This is a genomic window from Mariniflexile sp. (genome assembly GCF_052728615.1).
Genome location: NZ_JBFVFE010000080.1, coordinates 1 through 13,811, shown reverse-complemented (window position 1 = coordinate 13,811; position 13,811 = coordinate 1). Strand labels below are relative to the sequence as shown.

Genomic DNA, 13,811 nt, shown 5'->3' with positions numbered 1-13,811 from the left:
AAAATGGAATGAACGTATCAGAAGCGTTGAAACTTATCGCTAAAAATGAATTTCAGTTTGAAAACTGATTAGTTACAGTTTAATCGATTTTTTCCATATTTTTTGTTAAAAATCAAATAGCTGAAAATCAATAAATTATAAAGATATAATCGATAAAATACATTAAAAATACGATTAAATACATTTTTTCTTGTACGTTAGGGTTTTTTGGTATATGTTTGTAACAGAAACCTACTTATGTTGTTAGTTTGCCCCAAATCTAACAATGGACAAAAAAAAGGATAGCAGCCCCAAATCTCTATCCTTTTTTGGTTTTATAACTTCTGCCATTGTAGTTCGATAAAAATGTTTAAGAGCCAGTCATTAGTTAAACTAGCGAAGCGGTCTTGGTTCTTTGCCGGACAAGTATGAAACTCTGCTTACTATTCAAAACTTTGCATATCCACTAGTTTTTTGTAAACACCATTTTCCACTATGAGTTCGGAATGTTTTCCTTTTTCAACAATTTCACCTTTATTCAAAACCACAATTTCATCCGCATTTTGAATGGTGGAAAGCCTGTGGGCAATAACGATGGAGGTTCTGTTTTTCATCATGTTTTCCAAAGCTACCTGTACCAAGCGTTCGCTTTCCGTATCCAATGCTGAGGTTGCTTCATCCAAAACCATAATAGGTGGGCCTTTAAGTACAGCGCGTGCAATACTTAAACGCTGTTTTTGTCCGCCCGATAATTTATTTCCAGAATCACCAATATTGGTTTCAATGCCGTTGGGTAACTCCTTAACAAATTCCCAAGCATTGGCAATCTTTAGGGCTTCGATGATTTCATCATCCGTAGCTTCTTCTTTTCCTATTTTAAGATTGTTTTTAATACTCTCATTAAAAAGAATGGCATCTTGGGTTACAATGCCCAATTGATCCCGTAAAGATTTTGTGGTTAAATCGCGAATATCAATGCCGTCAATTAAAATACGTCCTTTGTTCACATCATAAAAACGAGTGATAAGGTTGGCAATGGTAGATTTTCCACTTCCGGATTGCCCCACCAACGCTACGGTTTTTCCTTTGGGAATGGTCAACGAAAAATTCTTTAAAACGTATTCATTTTCATATTTAAAAGAAATGTTGTCAAACACAATCTCTGAATCGAAACCAGTTTTAACAAGCGCATTTTCTTTATCTTTTAAAGGATTGGGGGTATCAATAATTTCCTGGATGCGCTCTGCGGCAGCATCACCTTGTTTAATATTGTAAAGCCCTCTGGAAATGGCTTTTGCAGGCACCATAATATTGTAGGCGAGCCCCATATAGGCAATGAAAGAACTGCCGTCAAGGGAATTATCTACAAGTACCAATTGCCCACCATACCATAATAAAATGGAAATGACCAAAATCCCTAAAAACTCACTGGCTGGTGATGCTAAATTTTGACGATTGAACAATTTATTTGAAAAGTGGTAAGAACGCATAGAGGATTCCTGAAATTTAATATCAAATTTTTCCTCGGCATTAAAACCTTTGATAATGCGCAATCCGGTCAAGGTTTCTTCTAAAATGGATAAAATAATGCCTGATTCTTTTTGAACCCGATCGGATTTCCCTTTTAAGCTTTTACCTATTCTAGAAATTATGATTCCCGATATGGGGATAAAGACAAAAACAAACAAGGTCAATTTTACGCTTATGATTACCATCATGATGATGGTGAAAATAATCGTTAAAGGCTCTCTGGCTATAAGTTCCAATACAGGTAACATGGAATATTGAAGGGTGGCAACATCATTTGTTACCCGCGACATAATATCTCCTTTTTTTTGTTCAGAAAAATAGGATAATGGTAATTCCACTGTTTTTTTGTAAACGGCATTCCGTAAATCGCGTACTACACCATTTCTTAAAAAAACCATGAAATAGTTGGCCAAATAACCGAAAATGTTTTTTAAGAGAAATAAACCTATAATTAAAGACACCACTAAAAGCAATGCCTTTTGAGGATCGTTTTCTGCAAACAGGTTTACTTGATAGGAAAGATAATCTTTGTAAAAATCCTTTAACGATGAAATACCTTCATAAATAGGTTTAACTATGGGTTTTGCTTGGTTTTTTTCGAATAAAATATCGAGCATCGGTATTAATGCAACAAACGATAATGCGCCAAATAAAGCATACAGAATGTTTGATAAAATATGGCCCAAAGCATATTTTTTATATGGTTTGGCATATTTTAAAATATTAAAAAATTGTTTCATTAAATTGGATTTGTCTGTTTAAAAAACGGTTTGGCAAAAGTAACTAATCTTTTAGAGTTAGAATTTTAATTAATTTCTCGTTAACATAATAATTTCCGGTGCCTAATTTTTCTTTTTTAAGAATGTTATCGTTTGCCAATTGATTCAAATATTTTGAAGCTGTAATTCTTGAAACCCCTAAATCGTTTTCAATAAACTCGATTTTTGTATAGGGATGTTTAAATAAATTATTTAGCAAATCTTGGCTATAAAACTTGTAGTCCATTCTCAAAATATTTTTATATTCATATATTAAATCTCTTATTTTTCCAATAAGCACAATGGTTTCTTTCGAGATTTGTTCCACACTTTCCAACATGTATAAAATCCAATTTTCCCAATTATCGGTTTCTCTAACTTCCTGTAAAAAGCTATAATAATCGGCTTTGTGTTCAATAATATAACGACTTAAATATAGAATTGGTAAATTCAACAAATCGTTCATTACTAAATATAAAACATTGATAATGCGCCCCGTTCTTCCATTTCCATCATAAAAAGGATGGATACTTTCAAACTGAAAATGAATTATGGCCATTTTGACTAAGGTATCGAATTCGGACATACTCTCATCGTTGATGTATAGTTCCAAATTTCCCATTAAATCTAAAATGGTGTCGTAATCTTGGGGAGGCGTATATATAACGGCTCCAGTTGTTGCATTTTTTAAGGCAGTTCCCGGAACTTTTCTGAATCCAGCATTGTTTTTCTCTAATTCTGATTGGATGGCAATGATGTCATTTATTGTTAATATGTTTTTCTTTTTAATAAAAGCAAAGCCTTTTTTTAATGCTGAAATATAGTTTTGAACTTCTTTTGCATTTGAAGATTTAAATCCTTCAAGATTTAACTCGGCTTTAAATATGTCGTCGTGGGTTGTTATGATATTTTCAATAGCAGAACTATCTTTAGCCTCTTGGAGTCCTAAAGTATTTATCAAAATATGTTCGTTAGGGATGCTGGAAACAATGCCTTTTAACTCCGCCAAAGCCCTATGCGCCGAAGCTAGTTTTTTCAGAACTTTTTTCGTTTCAACGTCTTGCTTTAGAGGTAATTTTTTTAAGTGTCCAGTTTCCATTATGTATAGAAAAGCAAATTTTCTTTACAAATGTAATTCATTATGATAAGATAATCGCGTTTTCTTATCATAACTTTTTGATGTGATAAGAAATTTGAGGTTTTTTGTTATTTTATGAATATGGTATGCATAATGTTTTTGTCAATTAGGATTTTTAAGAAGAAAAATCGGAAGCAAGCAAGCACAAAAACAATTTTGGAACAAGCAAAAAAACCGTTAGTATTTTTATACGGTGTTATAGGCTTTTATTAATTCAAAAGTCTTTTCTTTTCAGCATCAAATTCTGTCTGTGAAATAACTTCAGAATCTAATAGATTCTTTAATTTAAGAAGTTCATCAGCAACCGATTGTGAATTTGGGGAAGTTTGAATTACATTATTCTGTTCTATTTCTGCTTGTTTAATTAGAGTTGTAACAATACCGTGCCATTTTTCTGCCTCTACATAACCCATGCTATAAATAAAACTTCCTTTTTCTGTCTCGGTATTCATGAAATTTATGCGATATACAGGATGTTGAGCATTATTAACAGTTATTTTTAGGTCGATATTTTTTATTTTCTCTTTTCCTTTTTTTGAACCTGTAGTTCCTCCAATAATTGCTCCTACTCCACCACCAAGAACACCTCCAACAAGTGAACGCCCAAGTGTTCCAGTTATTGATTGTTTTAATACAGTTTCTCCATCAATATCAAGTTCACTTTGAATAATATCTTTGTATTCATATAATTTTCCTTTATGGTCAACCAATAAGCATATTTTTTTTCTATTACTATCATAACCAATAGACACCCCTGATGTAGTTGAAAGATATTTATCGGTTGCATTAAAATTTGGAAGGTTTTTAAAAACTTCTTTAGACTTATTTTTATGCTGAACATTGTTAACTATTATGACTATTCCAATAAAAAATCCAATAACTACTGCTATTATTAAAATTGTAAAAAAATCCATATCTAACTCTTATTTATCCCTAATTTATTTTTATCATTTTGTTCTAACGTTATGGCTTGTAGAATCATCCAAAACGTATTTGTGTATTAATCGCGTGGATAAGTAACTAATTTATAAAATATAACCAAACGGAAAAAAAATAGACTGCATCCAAATGTTTAGACGAATTTAGAATACACAGCATTTATTAATATTAGTCAAATCCATTTTCGATTAAAATTCTACCGTAAGAATTCAGTTTATATTCAAAGGTAGCGGGAATTATCTCTCTACTTCCAGTTTGCTTAAATTTATATTCTTCGTGTTTTCTGTTATCTTTAATTGATTGATTTAACAAACCAACTTGATGAAGATTTGATTTTATGTCATCATTTATGTTTCGTAAATACTCGTTATTTTTAAGTGATTCCAAATCTTCCAAATAAGTATTGTCGATTATATGAGTTAATCTTTTGAAGTTATCGAATGTGATTTTACCTAAAATAGCTTTCTTTAACAGTTTTCCAATTATAGTGGCTTTGTCAACTTCATTTAATCTATTCAAAGTTACTAGCAGTTTCTCTCCAGCTTTCTCCGTTTCATTTTTCGATTCAAGTTCCGCAATAAATCCCTCTCTTTTCGATAGAGGAATATCTTTTAATTCATATAGAAATTTTAGTAGTTTTTTCGTAAAAAAAGATTCCGTTATTTTCTTATAAATACTATAAGTTTTAAATCCAATTCCAAATACAGGTATGTCTTTTAAAGCTTCTGATTCAATGAGTAAATCAAAACCAGTTTCCAAAATCTCAGGTGTCAATTCATTTAAGGCATCCGACTTTACTGATTTGAAAATATCAATTTGGTTCTTTTTTTTGTCTTCGCTCATTTTTTTTCAGTTTGTTTCCAACACGTTTACACCTATTACCTATTGCCCATAAAAAAAACCAAACCCAATCAAATCAACTTCATATCCTTCAAAATCGCATCAGCTTTAGCATCCAATTGCGCCTCTGTTTTACCAAAATCCGCTTTCGATTTCAAATCCGTATTCACACTCACATAAAATTTTATTTTTGGCTCGGTACCACTCGGTCTTAAAGCCACTTGACTGCCACCTTCCAAATAATATATAATCACGTTGGATTTCGGAATATCAAGTGTACTCTCTTTCCCGGTTTGTATGTTTTTTGAAATGGATAAATCGTAATCCTCAATTTTTAAAACTTTAGAGCCATTAACCACTTTAAACGGATTTTCGCGTGCATCAATCATCATTTGAGTGATTTCTTGTGCACCTTCAATCCCTTTTTTAGTTAACGACACCAATTTTTCTTTGTAAAGACCATGTTTCACATAAAGATTCAAAAGTTCATCATAAAAAGAACTGCCATTGGCTTTTGTTTGTGCTGCAATTTCACATGCCAAAAGGGTGGAGGTCACCGCATCTTTATCACGAACAAAATCGCCCACCATGTAACCGAAACTTTCTTCGCCACCACCAACAAAATCAAGTTCTGGGAAATCTTTAATCAGTTTAGCTATCCATTTAAAACCAGTCAATACAATTTTGCTATCAACACCATAAGAATCGGCTAATTTATTAAGCATAGGTGTAGAAACGATGGTAGAAGCAATAAACTCTTTTCCCTTAATTTTTCCAGTAGCTTTCCAATGTTTTAATAAGAAATCGGTCATCATTAACATGGTTTGATTTCCGTTAAGCAACTGTAATTTGTTTTCTGAATTCCGTACCGCAACACCCAAACGGTCGCAATCCGGGTCTGTACCAATAACAATATCGGCATTTACTTTTTCAGCCAGTTCCAAAGCCATTTTTAAGGCTGCGGGTTCCTCGGGGTTTGGGGATTTCACGGTTGGGAAATCGCCATCAGGCACTTCTTGTTCCTTTACAATATGCACATTTTTAAATCCTGCACGTTTTAAGGTTTCTGGAACTGCGGTAATGGATGTACCGTGAAGCGATGTAAAAACAATGGTTAAATTATCCTTGGCTTCTTTTGAGGTGTTAAAACTGGCATTTTTTACAGATTCCGTAATAAAAGCATCGTCAACTTCTTTACCTATATAATGTATTAAGGCATTGTTGGGATTGAATTTTATATCGGTATAATTTAAGTTATCAATCACGTTTATAATTTCATTATCCTGAGGCGGTACCAATTGACCGCCATCTTGCCAATACACTTTATAACCGTTATATTCCGGCGGATTGTGTGAAGCCGTTAAAACAATACCACAATGGCAATTTAAATGTTTTACGGCAAACGATAATTCTGGGGTAGGACGTAAATCCTCAAACAAATAGACTTCAATACCATTAGCCGAAAACACGTCCGCCACCACTTTTGCAAGTGTTTTGCTATTATGTCTGCAATCGTAAGCAATAACCGCTTTAGGGGTTTCGTTGGGGAACGCTTTTTTAAGATAATTGCTTAAGCCTTGCGTGCTTTTTCCAAGCGTGTATTTATTGATGCGGTTGGTACCAACACCCATAACACCACGCATACCACCGGTTCCAAATTCCAGGTCTTTATAAAAACTTTCCTGAATGTCTTTAGGGTTGCTTGCAATACTATTTTTAATAATAGATTGAGTTTCTTCATCAAAAGTGGGGGTTAGCCAAGTGTTGATGCGTTCTAAAATTTTTGGTTCAATGTGTATCATAATGTCTTAAAAGTATATGGTTTCAAAAGTAAACAATTGCGATAAAATAATTTTGTAAAAGTCGTAATTTTGAAGTTGGGCGTTACCTTTATCCTGAAACAAGTTCAGGAACCGGGTCGGGCTTTCCGCTGTATCTTTTGGTTTTTTTAAGAAAAACCAAAAGGATGCCGCTGTAATCCCTAACGCATAAGGCGAACTCAAAATGAAACTTTTTTAAATTTATTAATTTAAATTCAATTCCTCTTTAACCAAATAGAGTTTTTTATCTTTTTTGGTTCGTAAAATAATTTCGCCTAGAAATCCTGCTACAAAAAATTGTGTGCCAATTATCATGGTAGAAAGCGATAAGTAGAACTGAGGACGTTGGGTTAAAAGCCTTCCACTTGGGTTTAGGTACAATTTATCGATGCCCAGATAGAGGGCGAAACCGAAACCGATGGTTAGCATGATAAACCCCAGCGAACCGAATAAATGCATGGGACGTTTGCCAAAACGGGACAAAAACCAAATGGTTATCAGGTCTAAAAAGCCGTGTATAAAGCGGTTGACGCCAAATTTGGTAACACCATATTTACGCGCTTGGTGCTGCACCACTTTTTCGGTTATATTGCCAAAGCCAGCATTTTTTGCCAAAACGGGAATGTAGCGGTGCATTTCGCCATTAACATCAATGTTTTTAACCACATCTATATGGTATGCTTTTAAGCCACAATTAAAGTCGTTTAAATGGACGCCAGAAGTTTTTCGCGCCGCCCAATTGAACAATTTTGAGGGTAAGTTTTTGGATACCACAGAGTCATAACGTACTTTTTTCCAGCCCGAAACCAAATCGAACCCATCTTTAGCTATCATATTATATAGCTCGGGAATTTCGTCTGGGTTGTCCTGTAAATCGGCATCCATGGTAATAACCACGTTGCCCATGGCTTTTTCAAAACCCGCATGAAGCGCTTGCGATTTTCCGAAATTCTTTAAAAACCGAATGCCTTTAACGCTTTTGTTTGTAGATGCCAATTGGGAGATTATCTTCCAAGAATCGTCGGTACTGCCATCATCAATAAAAATAATTTCATAAGAAAACTGATTGGATTGCATCACATTTGCGATCCAATCATGTAATTCCGTTAATGAGTCTTGTTCGTTAAGTAGCGGTATAACTACTGATATATTCATTTATAAAGCTTTCAAAAAGTTGTTGCTTCAAAAATACAGAATTTATTCCGTGTCAGGATTACTTTTTTTCATGGCGGCGGCAACAATGAGTCCAATAATACTAAATAACACTATGTAACCGGCCAATCCTTTTAAAATGTTCAATATTGAAAATTGATCTTGAGATTCAATATTTTCAACAGCTTGAGCAATCACTTCTTTAGGGGTGTTAAAACCTTCCATCATGCTTACCGTTTTTTCAATTGTTTTTTCTTTTAGAACAGTAGCTGCTTCCGTATCAATAAAATTGAACAATAAGTATGAAACCAGCGTGCTGATAGCCAAACCTATTAAAACAGTAATGAAATAGGAAGTAAAAGCTTCTTTAAACGTTGCAAATCCGTTTTGCGCTTGTTTGGTTTTTGCAACAGAAACAATTCCAAAAGCAATAATAGCAACTAAAATAAATATTCCGTACCACATGTTCGTTAGTAATTCTAAGTTTACAGCATACGATACTACTGTTAAGAATGCTAACAAAACGCCTAAATACAGTCCGTAATTAGTAGCGATAGACTTTAAAGATTTTTCCATAATTTTGTGATTAATATGTTAGTTAATTGATAAGTATCCAAAGATACAAATTCGTGACAATTTTTTAAAAAATAAAAATATTAAAAAGTATTGTACAATTGTAAAAAATGCTTATTTTTGCACTTCTAAAATTGAAAAGAATAAGAGCTTTTAATGATTAGGCATGTTCGATGTTAAATCGTTTAAAAGTAAAAGAATAAAATAATAGGTACGATGAAAAAAGGTATACATCCAGAAAATTATAGATTGGTAGCGTTTAAAGACATGTCTAACGAAGAAGTGTTTTTAACTAAATCTACGGCAGTTACAAATGAAACTTTAGATGTTGAGGGTGTTGAGTATCCACTTATCAAAATGGAGATTTCTAGAACCTCCCATCCATATTACACTGGTAAATCTAAATTAATTGATACTGCCGGTCGTATTGATAAATTCAAAAACAAATACGCTAAGTTTAGTAAATAAGCGTATCAAAACCATTATACAAAGCCTTCATATTTATATTGAAGGCTTTTTTATTTTGTACAATTAGCCTACTTTTGAATAGATTAACACTAAGTTTTACGTTTTGAGTAAAACATTTTAAACTTATAAACCGATAAACTCATAAACCCATTTTATGAACTACATTCTTTTTGATGGTCCTTCGCGCAACAATTTACTGCCCATTACTTTTACGCGACCGGTTGCCGATATACGCATTGGAATTTTAACCATTCGTGAAAAGTGGGAAGCATTTTTAGATTCCACAACCACCACGGTTACAGAAGACTATTTGTCAGATAAATACCCAATGGTGGAAATGGATGAAAACGTGATGATCAACGCTTCGTATCTGCCAAACTTGGAATTGGTGGAAATGATAAAGGATTTAACAGAAAACCAGGCCATTTTTAAAGATGAGGATGTCATCGCTTTTTTTTCTAAAGATTCCCAAGAGGAAGTTGATTTTGATGCCTATGAAGCTATTGAGTTTAATGACGATGTTATTAAAGTTGAGCATACATGGGATATTTTCTCAAAAAACGGAGAAGCGATTCAAGAAGATTTTAACTTATTGACGAACGGGAGAAGGTCACAACCCATTCCTTCCAGTAACAATGTAATGGCTGCAGAGAATATTTTTATTGAAGAAGGTGCTACCTTGGAATTTGTAACACTTAACGCTACCAAAGGACCCATTTATATTGGTAAAAACTCCGAAATTATGGAAGGCAGTTTAATTCGCGGACCTTTTGCATTATGTGATGGGGCCATTGTTAAAATGGGATCTAAAATTTATGGGCCAACTACCATCGGCCCCCATAGTAAAGTGGGAGGCGAAATAAATAATTCGGTAATTTTCCAGAATTCCAATAAAGGGCACGAGGGCTTTTTAGGGAATTCTGTTTTGGGCGAGTGGTGCAATTTAGGGGCAGACACCAATAATTCCAATTTAAAGAATAATTATGCCGAAGTGAGGCTATGGGATTACCAAACGGAAAGTTTTGCCAAAACCGGATTGCAATTTTGTGGACTCATGATGGGCGATCATAGTAAATGCGGTATCAATACCATGTTCAATACAGGAACCGTTGTAGGTGTCAGTGCCAATATTTTCGGGAGTGGTTTCCCAAGAAATTTCGTTCCTAGCTTTAGCTGGGGAGGAAACGGTGGCTTTACTACCTATTTGACTAAAAAAGCATTTGAAGTTGCGGAAGTTGTTATGTCGAGACGCCATATTGAATTTACCGATCAGGATAAAGCGATTTTAGAACACGTTTTTGAAGAAACCAAAAAATACCGTCGGGAGTAGTTTTTAGTCGCAGTATTCAGTATCAGCCTTAGGATTTAGTTTTAAATATGACCTTTGCGCCTTTGCGAGAGAAGAATTTTCCAGTATCCAGTCGCAGTTGTCAGCGTTCATTTCATTAAGCTTTGCTCCCTACGAGGCCTTTTTACCTATTTTGGCTTATAAGAATTTATAATCTGTTTAAGCTGCTGTTTTAAATCTTCGCCTGTGTCGTAAATCATTTGCTCTTCGGAGGGGAAGGGCACACGTCTATTATTTAAAAAAGGTAGCAATGTGGCTTCCAATGCGCGTCTATCACCGCGTGAGGTTGCAAAAATATGTTGAAACACGAATTCGCTGGTTACCGGAAATGCATCCACCAGTTGCTTGGTGTTTAAGTTTACATACTCTACATTGCCTGCCACTTGCACCGATTTAAACTGCGTGCTTTCGTAGTATTCGCAACGTACGGTTATCATTTTATCTACTTGTATGGTTTTTCCGAGACTGTCTTTTACTTTATTGCCTTTCGCATCCAATAAATCTTTTTTGCCATCTATAATTTGTTGTTCTTTTATAATTTGTCGTTCCTTTATTTGCTCGGGCGATATGTTGATGTCTCTCAAATTAACACGCATATTGTAATCGTAATTTACCTCATTAACAGGATTGTTGTGGTAAACGGTCCATAGATTATTGAGTCCGTAGGTGCTAAAATTCAGCAAATCGTCTTCCAATCGTGTTGGGATGGTTTTTCGGGTATCATTAAACATATCCACCAAAACAAAATCAGTACCTTTATTATGAGCTACTTCCATAAGGTTTCGCACATCTTTGTAATTAGGATTGATGTCTTCAATGTCTTTAAACATGTCAAAGGCTTGTCTGAAATCCATTTTGTTTTGAGATTTTAAAAGAGCCGATGCATTGTTATAGATTTGTAAAGATGCATCATTTTTAAATTTGATGATGTCGCTGGAAAAATCCTTTAAATCGAATTTAACCGTTCTGCCATTAATCGCCAATGGTAAAAGTGGTTTTATGGTTTCCTGACGTCGATTCAAGCCCACATACATATCATAAATACGCAAGTAATTTTCAGGATTGTTATCCTTTTTCATGAAATCAATGGTGGTTAAATCGCGTTCGTTCGCCTTATTGTAAGCCTCCTGAAGCATGACGATAAAATCGGATTTTCCTTTTTTGTCCTTATTGGTGCGTAGTTTACCAATAGCATCGTAAATGGCTTGGTCATAATTACCAACGCTTAACGATTTTTCAATTTGTTTGCTGGTGCTGCATGATAGGATGCAAGCAATAAGTACTGTGGCGAGTAATGTTCTAATCATGGTCTCTGTGTTTGGTTTATTTGGGTGGTATTCCAATAAGAGTGCCAAATTACTAAAACAGCAGATGAAATGCTAATAAATACGACAAAATGATTTAATTTATGTTAAAAGTAGGTTTTGTAATATGAAATTTAACATCATTATGAGGAGGTACGACGAAGAAATCTGTTAAAAGAGAGTTTTAGTAAACTTTTAGTTTCTATTTTAAGAGATTGCGTCGTTCCTCGCAATGACGGTACATCTCATAAGATTACTTAGTCATTCGTTCTTCATTTCCCGAAATGGCGGTTTATTTTTTCTTAAAAACAGGAAGTAGTTTAGTGGACACTTCGCCAAAACCAATCCGTGTACCGTCTTTTTCACAATGTCCGCGCATAATCACCGTATCATCATCATTGACAAATTTTCGCTCGCTACCGTCCTTCATTTTAATGGGTTTTTCACCTTTCCAACTAAGTTCCAGCATAGAGCCGTAAGAATCGGGCGTTGGGCCAGAAATAGTGCCACTGCCCATCATATCGCCAGAATTAATAGGACAGCCGTTAACCGTATGATGTGCCAATTGTTGCGCCATATTCCAATACAGATGTTTGAAATTAGTCTTGCAAACAACAGTTTCTTTGGCACCACTTGGTCTAATCGCCACTTCTAAATTGATGTCGAAACTCTTTTTCCCTTTGTATTTCAGATAATCCAATTGCGGTTTTATAGGTTTTGGTCCCTCAACACGATAGGGTTCCAAAGCATCCAAGGTAACGATCCAAGGAGAAATGGACGTTGCAAAATTTTTAGCCAAAAAAGGGCCGAGTGGTACATATTCCCATTTTTGGATATCGCGTGCGCTCCAATCGTTCAATAGTACCAAGCCAAAAATGTATTCTTCGGCTTCTTCAACAGGAATGGATTCCCCTAAATCGTTGGCAACGGTGGTTATAAATGCCATTTCCAGTTCAAAGTCCACCATGTTACTCGGTCCAAAAACGGGCACTTCAGCACCGTTTGGCAACGTTTGCCCGTTGGGTCTGTGAACCGGAATGCCGGAAGGAATTATGGAAGAACTTCGCCCATGATACGCCACCGGAATGTGCAACCAGTTAGGCAATAAGGCATTATCGGGGTCTCTAAAAATAGCACCTACATTGGTAGCGTGTTCAATGCTTGAATAAAAATCGGTATAATCGCCAATCTGTACTGGTAATTGCATTTCAATTTCATCCAATCTGAAAAGCACAATCTCCTTATGGCTTTTGTTTTGTTTTAATGTATCGTTGTTGCTGTCAAATATTTGGGCGATCCGGTTTCTAACGGCGCGCCATGTTTTTCTGCCGTCGGCAATAAAATCGTTTAGCGTGTCTTGAAGAAAAATGTCATCGGTTAAAGGAATGCCATTAAAATAACCCAATTGGTGCAAAGCGCCCAAATCGATGGCGGTATCACCAATTCGGGTTCCAATGGTAATAATATCATCACGCGTTAAAAATACACCGAAGGGGATATTCTGTATCGGGAAATCGGAGTTTTTATCGACGTGTAACCACGATTTTCTATCTGGATTGTTAGCTGATAATGGCATAACTGAATGTTTGTTTGTTTTTGAATTATGTTCAAACCTACACATTTTTTTCATTCTAATGGAATAAAACACAAAAAAATTAGGTTTCTTTTAAACGTTGATAAATTGGTTAAAAACTTAATGGTAAATATATGTTTTTTGATGAATTTAACTAATCTATTTCCTATTTTTGCCGAATATTTAACAAGAAACAATTTTTATGCAACGCGACGAACAAATTTTTGAACTCATACAAGCCGAGAAAGAACGCCAATTACATGGTATTGAACTTATTGCATCAGAGAATTTTGTAAGCGACCAAGTTATGGAAGCAGCAGGTTCTGTATTGACCAATAAATATGCAGAAGGCTACCCAGGAACACGCTATTATGGTGGTTGTGAGGTGG

Annotated in this window: 11 protein-coding genes and 1 pseudogene; 3 read left to right on the top strand and 9 right to left on the bottom strand. The window is 34.9% G+C overall.

Annotated elements, in window-relative coordinates:
- Window positions 1-422: 422 nt before the first annotated feature.
- From ACU1LP_RS18070 to ACU1LP_RS18040, 7 genes are all read right to left on the bottom strand, one after another.
- Window positions 423-2,249 (bottom strand): ABC transporter ATP-binding protein, encoded by a 1,827-nt coding sequence (locus ACU1LP_RS18070; protein WP_445734800.1) that lies wholly within the window; start codon window positions 2,247-2,249, stop codon window positions 423-425.
- Between the two features lie 43 nt (window positions 2,250-2,292).
- Window positions 2,293-3,366, bottom strand: a complete 1,074-nt coding sequence (locus ACU1LP_RS18065; RefSeq protein WP_445736972.1) for a Fic family protein — start codon at window positions 3,364-3,366, stop codon at window positions 2,293-2,295.
- Between the two features lie 248 nt (window positions 3,367-3,614).
- Window positions 3,615-4,319, bottom strand: coding sequence for an SHOCT domain-containing protein (locus ACU1LP_RS18060; RefSeq protein WP_445736971.1), 705 nt, complete (start codon window positions 4,317-4,319; stop codon window positions 3,615-3,617).
- 193 nt (window positions 4,320-4,512) lie between these two features.
- Window positions 4,513-5,187: a hypothetical protein gene (locus ACU1LP_RS18055; protein ID WP_445736970.1), complete on the bottom strand. Its 675-nt coding sequence runs from the start codon at window positions 5,185-5,187 to the stop codon at window positions 4,513-4,515.
- Window positions 5,188-5,255: 68 nt separating this feature from the next.
- Window positions 5,256-6,986, bottom strand: a complete 1,731-nt coding sequence (locus tag ACU1LP_RS18050) for a phospho-sugar mutase (RefSeq protein WP_445736969.1) — start codon at window positions 6,984-6,986, stop codon at window positions 5,256-5,258.
- Window positions 6,987-7,208: 222 nt separating this feature from the next.
- Window positions 7,209-8,159, bottom strand: a complete 951-nt coding sequence (locus tag ACU1LP_RS18045) for a glycosyltransferase family 2 protein (protein WP_445736968.1) — start codon at window positions 8,157-8,159, stop codon at window positions 7,209-7,211.
- Window positions 8,160-8,201: 42 nt separating this feature from the next.
- On the bottom strand, window positions 8,202-8,732 hold the full coding sequence (locus ACU1LP_RS18040) for a DUF4199 domain-containing protein (RefSeq protein ID WP_445732638.1): 531 nt from the start codon (window positions 8,730-8,732) through the stop codon (window positions 8,202-8,204).
- A gap of 213 nt (window positions 8,733-8,945) precedes the next feature.
- Here ACU1LP_RS18040 and ACU1LP_RS18035 point away from each other — a divergent pair, with 213 nt between their 5' ends.
- Window positions 8,946-9,197: a type B 50S ribosomal protein L31 gene (locus tag ACU1LP_RS18035; RefSeq protein WP_445732637.1), complete on the top strand. Its 252-nt coding sequence runs from the start codon at window positions 8,946-8,948 to the stop codon at window positions 9,195-9,197.
- 154 nt (window positions 9,198-9,351) lie between these two features.
- Window positions 9,352-10,527 (top strand): GlmU family protein, encoded by a 1,176-nt coding sequence (locus ACU1LP_RS18030; RefSeq protein ID WP_445736967.1) that lies wholly within the window; start codon window positions 9,352-9,354, stop codon window positions 10,525-10,527.
- 146 nt (window positions 10,528-10,673) lie between these two features.
- Here ACU1LP_RS18030 and ACU1LP_RS18025 read toward each other — a convergent pair whose 3' ends face one another.
- Window positions 10,674-11,852 carry a hypothetical protein gene (locus ACU1LP_RS18025; protein WP_445732635.1) on the bottom strand — a complete coding sequence of 393 codons (1,179 nt, stop codon included), beginning with the start codon at window positions 11,850-11,852 and terminating at the stop codon, window positions 10,674-10,676.
- Between the two features lie 289 nt (window positions 11,853-12,141).
- A complete protein-coding gene (gene fahA, locus ACU1LP_RS18020) occupies window positions 12,142-13,425 on the bottom strand; it encodes a fumarylacetoacetase (protein WP_445736966.1) in 1,284 nt (427 codons plus the stop codon).
- Between the two features lie 199 nt (window positions 13,426-13,624).
- Here fahA and glyA point away from each other — a divergent pair.
- Window positions 13,625-13,811: pseudogene (glyA, locus tag ACU1LP_RS18015) on the top strand (serine hydroxymethyltransferase); the annotation flags it as partial.

Coding starts and splice junctions, on each gene's coding strand:
- ACU1LP_RS18060 (WP_445736971.1), bottom strand. CDS start 4,319: ATGGATTTTTTTACAATTTTAATAATAGCAGTAGTTATTGGATTTTTT.
- ACU1LP_RS18055 (WP_445736970.1), bottom strand. CDS start 5,187: ATGAGCGAAGACAAAAAAAAGAACCAAATTGATATTTTCAAATCAGTA.
- ACU1LP_RS18065 (WP_445736972.1), bottom strand. CDS start 3,366: ATGGAAACTGGACACTTAAAAAAATTACCTCTAAAGCAAGACGTTGAA.
- ACU1LP_RS18035 (WP_445732637.1), top strand. CDS start 8,946: ATGAAAAAAGGTATACATCCAGAAAATTATAGATTGGTAGCGTTTAAA.
- ACU1LP_RS18050 (WP_445736969.1), bottom strand. CDS start 6,986: ATGATACACATTGAACCAAAAATTTTAGAACGCATCAACACTTGGCTA.
- ACU1LP_RS18030 (WP_445736967.1), top strand. CDS start 9,352: ATGAACTACATTCTTTTTGATGGTCCTTCGCGCAACAATTTACTGCCC.
- ACU1LP_RS18045 (WP_445736968.1), bottom strand. CDS start 8,159: ATGAATATATCAGTAGTTATACCGCTACTTAACGAACAAGACTCATTA.
- ACU1LP_RS18070 (WP_445734800.1), bottom strand. CDS start 2,249: ATGAAACAATTTTTTAATATTTTAAAATATGCCAAACCATATAAAAAA.
- ACU1LP_RS18025 (WP_445732635.1), bottom strand. CDS start 11,852: ATGATTAGAACATTACTCGCCACAGTACTTATTGCTTGCATCCTATCA.
- ACU1LP_RS18040 (WP_445732638.1), bottom strand. CDS start 8,732: ATGGAAAAATCTTTAAAGTCTATCGCTACTAATTACGGACTGTATTTA.
- fahA (WP_445736966.1), bottom strand. CDS start 13,425: ATGCCATTATCAGCTAACAATCCAGATAGAAAATCGTGGTTACACGTC.